This window comes from Cryobacterium lyxosi (assembly GCF_004403345.1).
GTDB lineage: Bacteria > Actinomycetota > Actinomycetes > Actinomycetales > Microbacteriaceae > Cryobacterium > Cryobacterium lyxosi.
Genome location: NZ_SOGT01000002.1, coordinates 338,591 through 353,419, shown reverse-complemented (window position 1 = coordinate 353,419; position 14,829 = coordinate 338,591). Strand labels below are relative to the sequence as shown.

At 62.3% G+C, this 14,829-nt stretch carries 17 protein-coding genes; 7 read left to right on the top strand and 10 right to left on the bottom strand.

Going from position 1 to position 14,829, the window contains the following annotated elements:
- Positions 1-211: 211 nt before the first annotated feature.
- Positions 212-385, top strand: a complete 174-nt coding sequence (locus tag E3T27_RS02620; RefSeq protein WP_166786071.1) for a hypothetical protein — start codon at positions 212-214, stop codon at positions 383-385.
- 1,034 nt (positions 386-1,419) lie between these two features.
- Here E3T27_RS02620 and E3T27_RS16420 read toward each other — a convergent pair.
- The gene (locus E3T27_RS16420; protein WP_158251875.1) at positions 1,420-1,596 is read right to left on the bottom strand and encodes a hypothetical protein; all 177 of its coding nucleotides are present in this window, start codon (positions 1,594-1,596) and stop codon (positions 1,420-1,422) included.
- 465 nt (positions 1,597-2,061) lie between these two features.
- On the opposite strand from E3T27_RS16420, the gene E3T27_RS02610 reads away from it, so the two are divergent.
- The 3 genes from E3T27_RS02610 to E3T27_RS02600 all read left to right on the top strand — a co-directional run bounded on the left by E3T27_RS02610 (position 2,062) and on the right by E3T27_RS02600 (position 4,380).
- On the top strand, positions 2,062-2,481 hold the full coding sequence (locus E3T27_RS02610; RefSeq protein WP_146069915.1) for a hypothetical protein: 420 nt from the start codon (positions 2,062-2,064) through the stop codon (positions 2,479-2,481).
- A gap of 797 nt (positions 2,482-3,278) precedes the next feature.
- The gene (locus E3T27_RS02605) at positions 3,279-3,860 is read left to right on the top strand and encodes a LysM peptidoglycan-binding domain-containing protein (RefSeq protein ID WP_134571465.1); all 582 of its coding nucleotides are present in this window, start codon (positions 3,279-3,281) and stop codon (positions 3,858-3,860) included.
- Positions 3,861-3,942: 82 nt separating this feature from the next.
- Entirely contained in the window at positions 3,943-4,380 is a 438-nt protein-coding gene (locus E3T27_RS02600; RefSeq protein ID WP_134571464.1) for a DUF1579 family protein, read from the top strand.
- Between the two features lie 99 nt (positions 4,381-4,479).
- Here the strand turns inward: E3T27_RS02600 and E3T27_RS02595 are convergent, their stop codons facing one another.
- The 4 genes from E3T27_RS02595 to E3T27_RS02580 form a co-directional block, all read right to left on the bottom strand.
- Positions 4,480-5,001, bottom strand: a complete 522-nt coding sequence (locus E3T27_RS02595) for a hypothetical protein (RefSeq protein WP_134571463.1) — start codon at positions 4,999-5,001, stop codon at positions 4,480-4,482.
- Between the two features lie 110 nt (positions 5,002-5,111).
- Entirely contained in the window at positions 5,112-5,462 is a 351-nt protein-coding gene (locus E3T27_RS02590) for a hypothetical protein (protein WP_134571462.1), read from the bottom strand.
- 91 nt (positions 5,463-5,553) lie between these two features.
- Positions 5,554-5,949 carry a hypothetical protein gene (locus E3T27_RS02585; RefSeq protein WP_104197384.1) on the bottom strand — a complete coding sequence of 132 codons (396 nt, stop codon included), beginning with the start codon at positions 5,947-5,949 and terminating at the stop codon, positions 5,554-5,556.
- A 101-nt stretch (positions 5,950-6,050) separates the two neighbouring features.
- Positions 6,051-6,407: a hypothetical protein gene (locus tag E3T27_RS02580; RefSeq protein WP_146069914.1), complete on the bottom strand. Its 357-nt coding sequence runs from the start codon at positions 6,405-6,407 to the stop codon at positions 6,051-6,053.
- Positions 6,408-6,581: 174 nt separating this feature from the next.
- Here E3T27_RS02580 and E3T27_RS02575 point away from each other — a divergent pair, with 174 nt between their 5' ends.
- Positions 6,582-7,061, top strand: a complete 480-nt coding sequence (locus E3T27_RS02575) for a hypothetical protein (RefSeq protein ID WP_134571460.1) — start codon at positions 6,582-6,584, stop codon at positions 7,059-7,061.
- Between the two features lie 114 nt (positions 7,062-7,175).
- Positions 7,176-7,910, top strand: coding sequence for an NYN domain-containing protein (locus E3T27_RS02570; protein WP_134571459.1), 735 nt, complete (start codon positions 7,176-7,178; stop codon positions 7,908-7,910).
- Between the two features lie 107 nt (positions 7,911-8,017).
- Here E3T27_RS02570 and E3T27_RS02565 read toward each other — a convergent pair whose 3' ends face one another.
- Positions 8,018-8,446, bottom strand: a complete 429-nt coding sequence (locus tag E3T27_RS02565) for a DUF6234 family protein (protein ID WP_104197381.1) — start codon at positions 8,444-8,446, stop codon at positions 8,018-8,020.
- Positions 8,447-9,020: 574 nt separating this feature from the next.
- Between E3T27_RS02565 and purL the strand changes: the two genes are divergently transcribed.
- Positions 9,021-11,327 carry a phosphoribosylformylglycinamidine synthase subunit PurL gene (gene purL, locus E3T27_RS02560; RefSeq protein WP_134571458.1) on the top strand — a complete coding sequence of 769 codons (2,307 nt, stop codon included), beginning with the start codon at positions 9,021-9,023 and terminating at the stop codon, positions 11,325-11,327.
- Positions 11,328-11,480: 153 nt separating this feature from the next.
- Here the strand turns inward: purL and E3T27_RS02555 are convergent, their stop codons facing one another.
- The 4 genes from E3T27_RS02555 to E3T27_RS02540 form a co-directional block, all read right to left on the bottom strand.
- Positions 11,481-12,404: an SDR family NAD(P)-dependent oxidoreductase gene (locus E3T27_RS02555; protein ID WP_134571457.1), complete on the bottom strand. Its 924-nt coding sequence runs from the start codon at positions 12,402-12,404 to the stop codon at positions 11,481-11,483.
- Between the two features lie 4 nt (positions 12,405-12,408).
- Positions 12,409-12,792, bottom strand: a complete 384-nt coding sequence (locus E3T27_RS02550; RefSeq protein WP_134571456.1) for a chorismate mutase — start codon at positions 12,790-12,792, stop codon at positions 12,409-12,411.
- A 28-nt stretch (positions 12,793-12,820) separates the two neighbouring features.
- Positions 12,821-13,780, bottom strand: a complete 960-nt coding sequence (locus E3T27_RS02545; protein ID WP_478213403.1) for a DMT family transporter — start codon at positions 13,778-13,780, stop codon at positions 12,821-12,823.
- A gap of 240 nt (positions 13,781-14,020) precedes the next feature.
- A complete protein-coding gene (locus E3T27_RS02540; protein WP_134571455.1) occupies positions 14,021-14,797 on the bottom strand; it encodes a GNAT family N-acetyltransferase in 777 nt (258 codons plus the stop codon).
- Positions 14,798-14,829: the final 32 nt, after the last annotated feature.

Sequence of the window (14,829 nt, the reverse complement as noted above, 5' to 3'; positions counted from 1 at the left end):
AGCATTCCAGTGATGAGTGGTGCGACGACCGATTGAATCCGCCGAACCCTCTACGGGTCATCGGGTCGAGGCTAAATTCCGGACGGCGATGGAAAGCGCAGAGATTGCAGCCGAGACATACCAAATGTCAATTTTAAGTTGACAAACTGGCGTGTCAATCTATGATTGACACATGCACCAAAACACTTCCGTCTCGAAATCGCGGGCAGCAATGACATCCACATTCCTCGCGCTTGCTTCCGTCGGCATCGCTCTTTCTACGCTGCTCATTGCTTCCCTTGCGATCAAGATTGCCTTAATCGTCCTTACCGCATTTCTGCTTGTCGCAACTGGGATGTCCCTTGCACTCGATATTGCACGCCCCAAGCCTTCCCGCATCTCGTGAGTCCATCACCGGAGTGGGTCGACGACGCTCTTCGCCACGCTCTATCAGATGCAATTGCAGCAGTTGCCCCGTCCCTGGCGGAGCGTCTTGAACACGAGCCCAACTCATACCTGGACCTCATCGATCTGACAGCCCGGAGCGCTGAGGAAATCGCTCAGCTTCTGCAACTCGCAGTCACTTCCGCTCGTCAAGCTGGCGTGAGTTGGGAGCGCATCGGGCAGCAACTTGGTATGAGCCGGCAAGCGGCCCAGCAAAGATTCGGGCGGGTTCATGACGGTATCGACTCTCCTCCCTCTGCCGAGATGCGCCGTCTCTATCCGCTCACCGCGTTTGACGAGATGGACGAGCTAGCCGCAGCCGGACGCGCGGGGTGGCATTCCATTGGTTATGGAATGTACTTCCATGACGTCATCCAATCCGATGAGCAATGGGAACACCTCCGAGTTGTTGCATTCGCCTCCAGCCGACGCGCAATGGAGAGCGAAGGATGGCAACGAATAGGAACAATGTGGTTTCCCTGGGCCTACTACGCGCGTTCCACGGGCAAACCAGTCGAATCTAACGGTGCTCCCGGCGATCAAACCCGCTAGCCGAACTTCGCGGCATCAACGATGATCTGGCCTCGCGATTGGGTGCGAACGTCCGCTGCCCGCAAACCGAACCCACAGCGGGACGCTCAGAGCGTCGGGGCGTTCACTGAATTCAGGATGCAATATTGAGGATGATGGGACCGACTTTTCCAGGTCCTCCGCCTGATCCGTGCCGCTCACGCGGACTCAGCTGAGTGTCACGTCCTTTTCGACGAGGACGTCTCCGCTCGCTGAAAGCGCGGGAATAGTGACATTCTCCGGTGTCGCCATTGCCGTCGAAATTTCCCACGAGTCTTCATCGATCCTGGAAGCGAAGAACGGGAGAGGAACTACAGAGGGAACCGGCGTGAAGGTCTCAAGTTGCTGTGGATCACGGGTCTCAATGCGAGCGGGCTCTGGCGATAGCTGACTTGGATCCGGGTCTGAACATTCACCGTCGGCGCACTACTCGACGACACTGACCTTGGACGTTGCGCCTTCGAGCCTGACAGTGAGGGTATTGGCCCAACCGATCGTGGGGCACGCCGAGATTGAGCAGCCGGACACAAACGCGCTCACCACGAGCGCCGCGATGAGAGCCATCAGCCAATTTGCCCCATTGATCGATCGCGTGAAAGCCATGTCGTCCCCATTCATTGCTCGTGATTTGAGGATATCTGAACCGTTTTCGCCACGGTTTGGATAAGCGAAGTGTCACGTTATTGAACGTCAGCTTCTGACTGCGAGAAGTCCGGACGCCGAACCGCGTACGGGAACTACATTCACGAGAACGCTGCTTCGAGCTACGTCAACTGCCCGCGCAGAAACCCTTATCGCACGTGGCCAATCGACGTGAATGCGAGCGGGGTTCCGTACGACGGCGCGAACGTGAACAACCTGAACGTGATCCGACGGGTTACACCTGGAAATGGCGCCTGGCAGTCCGGCCCGTGCAGCGGCATCATCACCGCCTAAGTCACCCTTGCAACACAAGGTGAAACGATGAGTGCGTCGAGCTACATCACCCCGATCGCTTCCTCGTACTATAAGGGGAGGCACACACTTCTGGAGAACATTCAGGCCCAAGCTCCGTGATTGCAGGCGAGAATGACTGACGACACAAGTACTGTGCGGACCGCGTCCGGGGTAAAAGCGGTCCTGAGGCTAATGCGGTCTGACAAGTCGATTGTGCTGGAAGTCACGGCTGTTTCTTCCGAAGCTACGCGCGAATTCGATTCTGTCTACGAGCGCGCCTTAGAACGCTATCTGGAAGCAAGCGTGCGCAATGGAATCCGCTACGCTGGCACCCCTCCCTTATCCGGCGCCCATGTAGTGCTGGCGGAAATTTGCGTCATAGCTCCAGTGGCGATGCAATCCATTGGACGGGAAGTTCGTTCCGTGGGCGGGACGGGTTCGGAATGGACGACTCGATGGGTATGGGATCTATCTGGAATCGAGTCTATTGACGGGGAATTAGTCGTGCAAACACACGTCGATGAAATCAAACTGCCCTTGTCTCGACCGTGAATAGCCCCTACTAAGCCCACCCGGCGAGGAATCGCGACGCGGAAGTTACGGCGCTTCGCCAGGTTCAGGCCTGCGTGTTCCCGAGCGAGTGCATCTGACAAACTGAGCGAGTCAGATTCCGCTCGTGAGAGGTACTAGCTAGCCAGTGGTGCACGTTCATTCGCGCGGCGGAAAGCACTGGCCGCGCCGAGTGAGTCGCGATCTTCCAAGCTCCGTTTCGTTAGCCGAACCCTCTGTCGGTGCGTGGGTTAGTCCTCGTGCAGCCAGCCAGCCAGCCAGCCCGACCTTGGTCGGCAAGAGTGTTTCATCACCGGGCATGAAAGGCTGATGCAATGAAAGCCTTGGTGTTAACGCCAGCGCCGGCAACCAGGTAAATGCGCCAAATAACGATCACATTTCGCCGCCACATAGCGCCGAAAGTCACACCCAGAAATCGTGTGGCGCGCCGATTCTCATAACTACGTCGCATAACCGCAGGCCTGAACCGTGGTACTTGCCATTAGTTATGAGACACCCCGGGAGCAAAAATGACGAAACTGACCGGTGTCGTTTTTCGAAGTCGTCTGTACAAGTGGTCGTACTCGCGCTCACACCTCGCTCCAGCCACCGACGAACCTCAATTCCCGTAAGGGCCCCCCTTTACGCGACGGTTCATAGCGATCGAAGCGTCGAGCCATTCCGGCGGTCGAGGCCTCGGCTGGACCGGCGATGGGGCCGACGTCGTCATCCCCGACGGTGTCATCGGCACGGCCGAGCTCACACCGGCCTCGGGCGACAACACCATCTCCGGAACCGTCGTGGTCACCGCGGAAGGCGGCGGGTTCGACGTCGCGCTGAAGGGCTTCAACTCGGACGTTTCCGGAGGCGTGCAACTGTTCTTCAGTCCCTGGTCGAAGACGACAACCTGCCTGGCCGACATGTACAACTTCTCGTTCGGTAACCTCTCCACGGACGCCGATCAGCCCGGGCTGAGCCTGGGCGACAGGGACTTCTCCCGGGGCGACCCCAGTTACTATCTGACCGCCGTCATCACCGCGAGCACCCCGGCCACGACCGATCCTGACGGCTGCGTGCTCACTCCCCGGGCGGTCGGCACGATCACCTGGGAGGTGCCGGACACCCGCCCCGGGTTACTCGCCGTCGATACAGGCGCTCGGTTCGGCGCTGGCGGCGCCACCGCCACAGCCGGTGGTTCTCCCATCTCCTACCGTGCGGTCGCCGGCGACACGCTCAACGACATCGCCGACCGCTTCGGCATCACGCCCGACGACCTCGGCTTCCTCAACCCGCTCACCAGCCGCCAGCTCCAGCCTGGAGACGATCTAAACCTTCAGGTGGCACTGCGCGGCGGCGCCTCGGTCCCGCCACCCTCGGCCTGAACCGCCGACATCCGGTCGGGCGATCCGTCACCGGCCACCTCAGAGGATTGCCCGGTTTGGCTCCCGAACGTAGGGTTGAATCATGGCTGAGCATGAAGAGTTGGCAGTTTTTCTGGGTGACTGGCATGCCGAGGGCACCTCTTATGGTGGTGACGCGCAGTCGCTGGATAATCCGCACGCGGGAGCAAGTCCGTGGAACAGCATCCACTCCGCCCGGTGGCATTCGGGCAACTACTTCATCGTGCAAGATGAGCGCGCGAACGGTCCGTTCGACACACTTAGTCTGATGGGCTGGGACGCTGAAGCCGGCCGCTTTTTCACCCGAACGGTCGAGAATCACGGCTTCGCACGCGATTACACTCTGACTGTCGACGGTCATACTTGGACGCTGACGGGCGAGCACGAGCGAGCAACGTATCGATTTGGCGAAGACGGTCGCAGCCAAGAGATCGCTTGGGAGTGGAAACCCGCTGAAGTATGGTTACCACTTTGCGACCGCACCGCTAATCGCATCAACTGATCGAGCACCAACGGCTTTCAACGGTGGGTAAGTCTGCCTAGCGCTGTGTCATACGGGAGCCCCTGCGGCACGAGCCCATCTCAAGAACGCTTGATGGGTTCAGGACGCAATTTCGAGAGTGACCGGGGCCGCTTCTTCAGGGCCGCCACAACGCTCGCTACCGCCGACTCGGACCCAGTTGAGCGTCACGTCCTCGTCGGCGAGGACAATTCCGCTCGCTGAGAAAGCGCGGAGTGTCACATTTTCCGGGGACGACATGCTGAGGGCGATCTCCCACGAGTGGTCATTGATCTTGGAAGCAAAATACGAGAGCTCCACTGCACGGGGATCGGGCGTGTACGTCTCAAGATCTTCCGGCCACAGAATCTCTCCGGGAGCGTGCTCGTCGGAGTACGGCTGGCTGGGAGCGGGAGTTGAACACTCATCATCGATGCACAGCTGCACGAGGCTGACGTCATCGGTTCCGCCGTCAAGCGTCACTGTAAGCGTGTTTGCCCACCCGATCGCCGTACACGCATTCATAATCGGACCCGAGCAGCCTGACACTACTGCACTCGCGATGAACACAGCGCTAAGCCCGACGAGACGCTTGCCCGCCGTGGCCAGTACGGTGTTAGCCATGTCGTCCCCGTTCACTCATTACCACTGAGGCTAGCGGAGCCGCTGATTGCGGCGCGCGCAGTCTGCATCACCGTCTGTGGTTGGTTGAACGCGTTCTAATCCCCGTCAGCTTAAGCGCGTACAGCACGGCTTGCCACGGCGGCGGCAGAAAGCACGAAGACGAGCAACCCAGCGGCACCGATGAAAATCGATGTAAGCGCAATCGGCAAAGAAACAGGAAGGACGGACGGCAAAGCAAAGGCGATTGCGCACCAGCCCGCCCATTGCGTCGGAGGTTTCTCTGCTTGATGCGTGGTGAGGCACGCACTATCGCTCGCCATCGTCACAGGAAGACGTATGCCAGCAACCGGATTGCGTCCAAGACGTCCGCTGACTGCAGCCTGCGCCATCCCGAGCACCAGAACGCCAGCGCCCACCATGACCACGAACAGCACCAACCTGGCCATTATCTTGTCGCCCATACCTTCGCCCTACGATCTGCCTCATCCGCCCACCAAACGACTGCACACCCGTAAGCGGAACCCCCCATCGGGACGGTCAGGGGCTAATTCTTCAGAGCGATGCGTGCCAGGTTCGCCTAGTGGCAAGCCGGGCGGTCAGGAAGAGCGCAAAGCCCAGGACTCCGAGAATCGCGGCGAATGTGATTCCCCAGTCCCACACGCTGGTCTGGGTATGCACTAGGAGGAGTTCATGCTCGCTTGTGAAATAGGAGCATTGGACCCCAATGGGGAAGAACGAAAATGCGCCGTCCGTGGTCCAGCCTGCTGGGGGCAGAGGCAGACTGCCTAGCTCGGGGTTCTGAGAGCAGGATTCTCTGAGACCCGCATGGGAGATGATCGCGAACTGAAGCCCAGCCAGGGTGATGAGGGCGAGCGACGGAATGCCGAGGATCCAGGACCGCGCTGTCACGGCGAGGAGCACGGGAAAAGCCGGTCTTTGCAATTGCATTTCGTGTACCCCCCTTCCTGACAGAGTACGTGCTGCCAGTCACCGGGTATGCGTTTGAAAAAATCACAAGCCTGACAGAGTCAGTGCCTGCAGCCGAGCCCTCACCGAAACAGTTCGTGTCCACCAGGCGGGTCGAGTTCATGGCCGCGTGATTGGAGCGATCGCACCAAGGCGACGGTACTGAGCGCGGTCAGCGCAACTACCGCGGTCAGGCTGCCGATGCCAAGACCGGTGGCGAACCAGCCGGGAGACATAATCAACTCCAATCCGTTTGCATCCAAATAGCGACATTGCAGTCCTACAGGCCAGACAGAAAAACTACCTGAAGCGCCGAGCTCGCGCACGGCACCATCCGGTATCTGTTGGGAAATGGCGCACTGATAGTCCGGGGCTCGCGCCTGATAGGCGGCAACGGCAACGGGCACGCTGCAGAGCAAGGCTGCGGCGAGGAGGACCACGATCAGTCCAATTTGGAAGCTTCGGTTCATGCCTGATCGAACCACACATGTGCGGGTGAGCTCATGAGACGGGCTCTCAACGGTGAGCGGAACAGTTAAACGTCGCATTGAAAGGTCACAGGGTGGCTCGCCAGCTGCGTCGCAGGGGAACAGCGAAGGACCTAAGCTGCCAGCATGACGGATGGCAATGAGCGGGGTCGATACGTACCGATGCAACGAGGATCGGTCGGTATTGCGCGCGCTCAGCGCCTGCCGTTCGATATTTCCAGCCTGTCAGTGACTGGTCTGGTCATCATCTGCGAACTCGGTGATCCGGTTCCAGAAAACGTCAGGCCAACTATGACCATGACGATGACCCAGTATTTGCGCCTATCTGACGAATCGATGATTCGTCTCGACATGGATCGTGGAGTGGCTTCGTCCAAGTATGGGCACGTCCGGCCTGTCTCCTGGAAACGCCCAGCGGCCGACGTGATCGCAGAAGTTCTCATCCTGGTGCGGGGGGATGATGCTGCGAAACCCGATTCGTTTCCGTGGGAAGCATATGCGGAGGCCGCCCAGCTGAGGGGAATCGCGGTTGACGCCGAGGCACTGCGCGATCTTCCGCACACAGTGCTGCTGTCGGATGAGCTCGCCGCAATCTACGAATTCTGAGCAACGACTGGCCTGCACCTCAAGAGTGCTCTCGGTCCTGAACTTTGGCGTCCCACAAGCCGGACCCTGAGCGGGCGGGACCAATTATTGGGCGCTGACTGCCATGCTTGTCACATGGTGCAGCCGAATGATCTCCTTGCCGTCCTTGTCGACGCTGACAACGTGCCGCCTGCAAAGATCGGCGCAGTTCTCGCCGAGGTCGCACGTTTCGGCACGGCCTCGGTCAAGCGGGTCTACGGCGATTGGACCAAGCCGAACTTAAGCAGTTGGAAGCCAGTCGCGAGCGAGCACGTGATTCAGCCGATGCAGCAATTTGCCAACACGATCGGCAAGAACGCTACCGACAGTGCCCTCATCATCGATGCCATGGACCTGCTATACACCCGTCGATTCCGCGGATTCTGCATAGTGTCATCCGACAGCGACTTCACGCGTCTCGCGTCCCGTATCCGCGAAGAAGGCGTTATCGTCTACGGCTTCGGAGAGCGGAAGACGCCCGCAGCGTTCCGTAATGCGTGCGATCTATTCACCTATCTCGACGTGCTCGAAGAGGCTGAAGGGGAGAGTGCGGCTGCGGCGCTCACGCGCGTTTCACCCCCGAAGCTGCGCAGCGACACGAAGCTCATCTCGGGGCTTCGGATAAGTGTCACCACCGCATCGGGAGAGGACGGATGGTCGAACCTTGCCACGGTGGGCCAGCTAATGCGCAAGCAACAGCCCGACTTCGACTCACGAAACCGGGGATACACAAAACTGTCCGACCTAGTTCGAGCGACGGATCTCTTCCTCATCGAGACCCGACCTGCTGGCGGACTGCAGCTACAAAACAAGAAGAAGAACGGTGACTGAGCACGGTCTCGACCGGTGCGAGAGCACAAGGACTTCAATCGCTCGCGTTGCTCAACCCCAGGCCTGACGACCTGCATGCGGTAAACCCCTTCAGCGGGCCCGGGAACTCAGCCCCCGATGCAGTCGCCGCTTCCGCTGTAGCAGGGGCGATAATTCGGGTTAATCGTTGAAGCCGGGGGTTCAGGGCGCCAGTCGGTCCTTGGCACTGACATCAACAGCGCCACTCCAAGAGCCATGATCAACGCGACGCTCGCGATGAACACGAGGCCGACCCGACGCCGCACGATTGCCCTCACGAGGAGCCCGACTTGAAGGGCGACCATGATTCCGGCGGTCACCCAGTAGCCCACGATGTCCGAGGCCGGCGGCTGCGGGCTCAAGCTTGCTGAAAACGCGCGGCGTACGAGCTCGAAGGTCAGCACGAAAGTCACAAACGCGGACCCGAGAGTAAGCAAGTCGAAGCCGCCCCTTTTGGCAGGGGCGGTTGCGTGGTCACTGACGGTAGCAACGTCACCGATTCCCCGCCATTCGCTCATGACGCCAGCCTAGTCACGGTCGCCCGGGAGCTGATCAGGCAGCTCGACCATTCTGGACTCGTCTGCGATTTCCTAACTCGTCCCTTGAGGCCACGCATAGTCCCGGAGGTGATCGTGATCGCTCGCCAGCACTTCTATCGTGGCAAATGCGGACGGTGCACTCTACTCACCTCTATGACCGCGCGCGTCGGATCTCGGGTGCCGGTGCTCAACTGGCGCTCAGTGCCTGCAAGAGGGACGGCGACCGGGACACCCGAACGTATGAGGAACGCCAGCGACGATCCGCAGAATCCCGCGGGGGATATACGGGGCGCTCCAGAAGCACGGCCGGATGCTGAGGGCTACGCACGCGTATTTGTACACAACCGCGACCTCACCACCCAAAGAATGCTTCCGAATCACTGAACTTATCCGCGCCGCCAGGTTCACGGGTGACCGCGACAGCCAATGTGTCGGCGACACCACGACCTCATCCACTCAAATACACACGCCAATTCACCGCCTGCGGGCGGGGTCGGGGCGACCGGTAGACTTGCCGGGTCAAGCATCCGCTATCTCGGGGAGAATTCCACACGTGACCGCTGTTTCCAAAACCTCTTCCCGCGGCGTCGCCGACACCGTTTCCAACGCTATTGCGACGCCCGAAAAGGAGCAGCCCTACGGGGCGCTCGGACTCAAAGCCGACGAGTACGCGAAGATCCGCGACATTCTGGGCCGCCGCCCAACGTCAGGCGAGCTGGCTATGTACTCGGTGATGTGGAGCGAGCACTGCTCCTACAAAAGCTCAAAGATGTACCTGCGCCAGTTCGGCGACAAAGTCACCCCCGCCATGAAGAAAAACCTCATGGTCGGCATGGGCGAAAATGCCGGTGTGCTCGACGTCGGCGAGGGCTGGGCGGTCACGTTCAAGATCGAATCGCACAACCACCCCTCGTATATCGAACCGTTCCAGGGCGCCGCGACCGGCGTCGGCGGCATCGTGCGCGACATCATCTCGATGGGCGCCCGCCCGGTCGCCGTGATGGATGCCCTCCGCTTCGGCGACATCAACGACCCCGATACTGCCCGCGTCGTTCACGGCGTGGTCTCGGGCATCAGCTTCTACGGCAACTGCCTCGGCCTGCCCAACATCGGTGGCGAAACCGTGTTCGACCGGGTCTACCAGGGCAACCCGCTCGTCAACGCTCTCTCGGTTGGCGTGCTGCGCCACGAAGACCTGCACCTCGCCAACGCCCGCGGCGTCGGCAACCAGGTCGTGTTGTTTGGAGCCCGCACCGGCGGCGACGGCATCGGCGGGGCATCCATTCTTGCCTCGGACACGTTCAGCGCCGGCGGCCCCACCAAGCGCCCCGCGGTGCAGGTCGGCGACCCGTTCGCCGAGAAGGTGCTCATTGAGTGCTGCCTCGAACTGTTTGCGGGCAAGCTCGTCGAGGGAATCCAGGACCTCGGGGCTGCGGGCATCTCGTGCGCGACCAGCGAACTCGCCTCGAACGGCGACGGTGGCATGTTCATCGAACTCGAGAAGGTGCTGCTGCGCGACCCCACGCTCACCGCCGAAGAGATTCTCATGAGCGAGAGCCAGGAGCGCATGATGGCGATCGTCACGCCCGAAAAGCTCGAGGGCTTTCTCGCCGTCACCAAGAAGTGGGACGTAGAGACCAGCGTTCTCGGCGAGGTCACCGATACCGGCCGGTTGATCATCAACTGGCACGGCGAAGAAATCGTCAACGTTCTGCCGCGCACCGTTGCCGTGGACGGCCCGGTCTACGAGCGTCCGCTCGCCTACCCGACCTGGATCGACGCCCTGCAGGCCGACACTGCCTCCGTGCTGCCGCGCGCGCTCGACGGCGAGACCCTGCGCGAGCAGTTTCTCGACCTGCTCGGCTCGCCCAACCTCGCCGACCCGAGCTGGATCACCGACCAGTACGACCACTACGTGCAGGGCAACACGGCGCTGGCTTTTCCCGACGACGGCGGCATGATCCGCGTCGACGAAGAAAGCGGACTCGGTTTCGCGATCGCCACCGACGCGAACGGCCGTTACTGCCAGCTCGACCCCTACCGCGGCGCGCAACTCGCCCTTGCCGAGGCCTACCGCAACGTCGCCACGACCGGCGCGATCCCGGCCGGCGTCAGCGACTGCCTCAATTTTGGCTCCCCCGAGAACCCCGAGGTCATGTGGCAGTTCCGTGAGGCCGTCACGGCCCTCGCCGACGGATGCCTGGAGCTCGAGATTCCCGTCACCGGCGGCAACGTCTCGTTCTACAACCAGACCGGCGACCAGCCGATTCACCCCACCCCGGTCGTGGCCGTGCTCGGCGTGATCGACAACGTCGCCCGCCGCATTCCGAGCGGCTGGCAGGACGACGGGCACAACATCTACTTGCTCGGTGACACCCGCCTCGAACTCGACGGCTCGGCCTGGGCCGGTGTCGTGCACAACCACCTCGGTGGTCGTCCGCCGGTCGTGGATCTCGGCCGGGAGAAGGCCCTCGCCGGACTGCTGCACGCCGCGTCGAAGGAAGCCCTCATCGACAGCGCCCACGACCTCAGCGAGGGTGGACTCGCCCAGGCCCTCGCCGAAGCCGTGATGCGTTTCGGTGTGGGCGCCCGGGTCTGGCTCGGCGACATTCTGGATCGCGACGGGGTGGATGCATCCACTGCCCTGTTCTCCGAGTCGGCCGGTCGCGTCATCGTAAGCGTGCCGCGCGAAGACGACGTGAAGTTTCTCGGCCTGTGTGCCGGTCGCTACATTCCGGTGCTGCGCATCGGCGTGACCGACGCCACGCTACACGCCCTCGAGATTCAGGACGTCTTCTCGGCCTCGCTGCCCGAGATGCACAATCGACACCGCGCCCCCCTCCCCGCCGCCTTCGCCTGACCCTCCCCGGTTTTCGAGGCGTCGACCCGCGCATAACTCCTGCAATTTCTGCAGCGCACTAAGCTCGGTCCCGGAAACACGCGGCACTGTCATCATCGGCGCGCAAATTGCAGGAGTTATGCGCCGAGAGGCAGGTGGAGCAGATGGAAATGGTTAGAGGAACGGTTCGTCGATCAGGGTCTCGGCTCGCTCCCAGAGGCGGGCGGCCACCGCACGGTCGCGGGAGGTTCGTGTGGCCGACTGGCGGGTCGGGGCGCCGCGGGTGAGCAGGCGCGGGCCGAAGTAGTCGCCGCCCTGGGCATCCGGGTCGATAGCCGCGCGCACGGTCGACCAGGCGCCGCGGTGCTTGCCCTGGGCTCCGATCACGGTTTGCAGGCCGTCGATCACCCGTTTGCCGCGCGACACCTCATTGATCGAACGGATGCCAGGGGTCAGCCCCGAAATGGAATATCCCGGATGCGCCACCAACGACTGCACCATTCCGGCACCATTGGCCCGCAGGCGCCGGTCGAGCTCAAACCCGAACACCTGCATGGCAATCTTGGACTGCGCGTAGGCTTTCCACCCGTTGTACGTGGTCGCCAGCTGCAGGTCGTCGAGCGAGGAGTCCATCAGCCGGGAGATCAATGAACCGAGCGACACCACCCGGCTACCGGGTGTGCGGCGGAGTGCCATGAGGCTGCCGGCGGTGAGCGCGAAGTGCCCGAGAAAATTCGTGGCGAAGATCAACTCGTTGCCATCGAGGCTCACCTGGCGGTCCCTGGACGGATGCACGATTCCGGCGTTGAGAATCAGACCGTCGAGGCGCGGCAGTGCGCGCAAGGTCTCGCTCACGCTTCGAACGGACTGTAGGTCCGCCACGTCGAGCTGCAACACAGAAACGGATGCCCCCGGGACGCGGGCGCGGATGGCCGCCGCCGCGGCATCCGCTTTGGCGAGGTTGCGGCAGGCGAGCACAACGTGGGCACCGGTGCCGGCGAGCTGCTCGCTCGTGAAGTAACCGAGTCCGGCGTTGGCGCCGGTCACGACGAAGGTCTTGCCGGACTGGTCTGGCAGCGAACTCGGGTTCCAGCTCACCCGGCTACGACGCTGAAGTCGGCGATGATGCTGGTTCCGACCCGGCAGAGCGCCCCGGCTCCACCAGCTCGCCGCCGGCGATTCGAACGTGGTGGTGGATCACCTCGGCGATGATGAAGTTGAGAAACTTCTCGGCGAAGGCCGGGTCGAGATGGGCGTCCTCGGCGAGGCCGCGCAGGCGGTCGATCTGCATGAGTTCACGTGCCGGGTCGGCGGCCGGCAGCCCGTGGGCCGCCTTGAGCCGCCCGACCTGCTGGGTGAACTTGAACCGCTCGGCCAGCAGGTGAATGAGCGCGGCGTCAATGTTGTCGATGCTCTCGCGAATACTGTGCAGCTGCAGCGTCGCAGCCGCGTCGGCGTCGGCGGGTGATTCCTCGTGTACGGCCATCCTTTTACGATAATGCATGGCCACGCGGTCAAGCGGATGCCGCCGCCGCCCGGCTGCGCGCCCCGAAGGACCGCAGCCGCAATCGTTTCTGCGTCAGGAGTATGCCAAGCAGCACCAACAGCGCCCCGGTTGGCTCGTGCCAGGAGAATGTTTCCGCGAGCACGAGCACCCCCAACGCCACGCCGACCACGGGCGTCACGTAGGTCACCGTAGACGCATTGGTCGGACCCCAGGCGCGCAACACGTTGATGTTCCAGATGTAGGCCAGGCCGGTGCCGAGCGCACCGAGCGCAAACAGGCACAGCACGATCGGCACGGTCAGCGCCACCGGGCTCCAGGCCAGCGCCGGCGTCAGAAGCAGCATGATGCCGCCGGCAATGCCGATGTTCAGAAAAGCGAACGTCGATGCCGCGATCGGCCGCCCACTTAGAAACCGGCGGGTGTAGCCGAAGGTGAAGCCGTAGCAGACGGCCGCGCCAAGGCAGGCAAGCTGGCCCCAGAGATCGCCCGTGAGCGAGGAATACTGCCACGGGCCGATGATCACGACCACACCGACGATGCCGACCACGACGCCCGCGACCTGCGCGCGCACGAGTTTCTCCACTCGAAAGGCGAGCGTCGCCATCAACGCCGTCATGATCGGGGTGACCGCGTTATAGATGCTCGCCAGGCTCGATGAGACGTATTGTTCGGCCCAGGCGAAGAGCAGGTGCGGAATCACGCATCCGCTGATCGCGATGACCAGAAAATGTAGCCAGACCACGCCCTCCCGCGGCAGCACCGGCCCGCTCCTGATGCGCGGACGGGTCACGAGCACGATCAGCCCGAGGGTCAGCCCGCCGAGCACGAGTCGCGACCATGCGATCTGCCCGAAGCTGACGCCATCGAGCGCAACCTTCATGAAGAGAAAGCTCGAGCCCCAGATCACTCCCATGCCAAGAAACTGCAGCGCGATGAGGCTTTTACTGGCGGCAGTCGTCGAGGGCACTCCCCGAGCCTATAGCGGCCACGGACCAGCACGGGCCCGGCGGGGCTCAACGTCTCACAAGCGCCGAACAATGGCAGCGGATGCTCACACCGGCGCGCCCTGGCCGGAGCCGATTCAGAAAATCCAACCGGCGGGCCGCCGGAAAGTCGCTGGGTTTGGGGACGCAGGCGCCTGACCACCAGGTTTTCCTGACTTCGCCACCAGAATCATCATCCACTGACAGGAACCGATGCCGCTTTCCTACGAAGACGCGTCAGCTCCGGCGTTGCGCTCGGCATCCGGCGTATCAGGCGCATTAGGCGCATCCGGCGCATTCCCGGCGGCCTGACCAAAGCCGCCGCGTGGCCCGCCGCCCAGGATTGTGCCGCTCGCCCCGGCGGGACGCAGGTCGCGATAGGTCACGAACCGGCCCACGAAGGCGTCGAGGCGAGCTTTCAGCCCGGCGCGCACGGCCGGCCATTCGTCAGCGAGGATCGAGTAGACGGCGCTGTCCCGCCAGGTGCCGTCGGCCCGCGGGCAATCACGGCGCACGATGCCCTCGAACGTGGCGCCGATACCCAGGATGGCGGTGCGGGAACGCTCGTTGCGGGCATCCGCCTGAATCTTGACCCGGCCGAAGCCATTGTCGAAAGCTGTACCGAGCACGAGCAGTTTGGTTTCGGCATTGACAGGGGTGCCCCAGACGCGCGGGTCGTAGGCGGTCCAGCCGAGGTGGATGGCTTCCTTGACGACGTCGATGTCGCCGAGGGTAGTCGTTCCAACGACGTCACCGTCGTTCGGGCCGCCGAGCAGTCTGATCACGTAGGGCAGGGCCTCCCACTGAAAGTAATCGTGCGCCCACTTGATGAAGCCGTCAACATCGCGCTGCAAGGCGGCCGGGCCGCCACCGTAACCGGCCGCGAACACTTCGGGGTGCGCGATAGCGCGCGCCAGGTCGGGCAACACCGCGCTGCCGAGCGGTTGAAGCTGCACAAAACGACCGGTCAGGGTCAGGGAATGGGGTCTCACGGCGCTCACACGACTAGTGTGACAGGTCAAAGTGAGGAATT